The sequence below is a fragment of the Oleiphilus sp. HI0061 genome (genome assembly GCF_001635675.1).
The window spans coordinates 1-897 of record NZ_LWFE01001659.1 but is presented as its reverse complement, the minus strand read 5'-3'; the positions used below and the strand labels follow the sequence as shown (position 1 = coordinate 897).

Genomic DNA, 897 nt, shown 5'->3' with positions numbered 1-897 from the left:
GATCAAAGAAGGTGAGGTGCATGCCCTTTCACATATCACGGGCGGTGGCTTACTTGAGAATATTCCTCGCGTAATACCTGAAGGAACTAAAGCAGTCATCGAGACCCAGAGCTGGGAATTGCCTGAAGTATTCAAATGGCTTCAATCAGCAGGTAACGTAAATCCTGTTGAAATGTATCGCACCTTCAACTGCGGTGTTGGCATGATCATCGCCGTTCCAGCCGGTTCAGAAGAATCAGCCATCAAGCTTTTAGAAGCTGAAGGCGAAAGTGCTTGGGTAATTGGTGAAATTGCCGACACATCTTCCGACGAAGAGCAAGTCCAACTAAATGGACTAGGCGCTTAGTAATGGAAGGACGAGATCCTGTTGTCGTTGTTTTGATATCGGGTAGCGGCAGCAACCTTCAAGCCTTAATCGACGCCTATCAACGTGAAGAAATCCCTGGAAAGATCAGCGCTGTTATTTCCAATAAGCCCCATGCTAAGGGCCTAGAGCGAGCTAAGAAAGCTGAGATTGATACTCATGTCATCGAACATCAAAAATTCGCTCAACGAGAGATTTTTGATGCAGAGCTGATTAAGACGATTGAGAAGCATCAACCGGATCTCGTGGTATTAGCGGGCTTTATGCGTATCTTAACCGATGATTTTGTCCGCCGTTTTGAAGGAAGAATGCTTAACATTCACCCCTCTCTTCTGCCTAAATATCCCGGCCTACATACTCATAAGCGTGCGCTTGAAGCAAAAGACAAAGAGCACGGCGTGAGTGTTCACTTTGTTACCGCTGAGCTTGATAGCGGCCCGAACATCATCCAGGCTATTGTACCAGTCTTAAATCAGGATACTGAAGAAACACTTGCCACCCGAGTACTTGAAAAGGAACACATCATTTACCCC

2 protein-coding genes are annotated in these 897 nt (G+C 46.3%); both read left to right on the top strand.

Annotation, left to right across the window (positions count from 1 at the left end; translation table 11 throughout):
- Positions 1-346: AIR synthase-related protein (locus A3735_RS25545; protein ID WP_255375194.1), on the top strand; the 346-nt coding region annotated here is incomplete at its 5' end.
- A 2-nt stretch (positions 347-348) separates the two neighbouring features.
- Positions 349-897, top strand: a 549-nt coding sequence (gene purN, locus A3735_RS25540) for a phosphoribosylglycinamide formyltransferase (RefSeq protein ID WP_068638891.1), incomplete at its 3' end; no start/stop codon positions are given.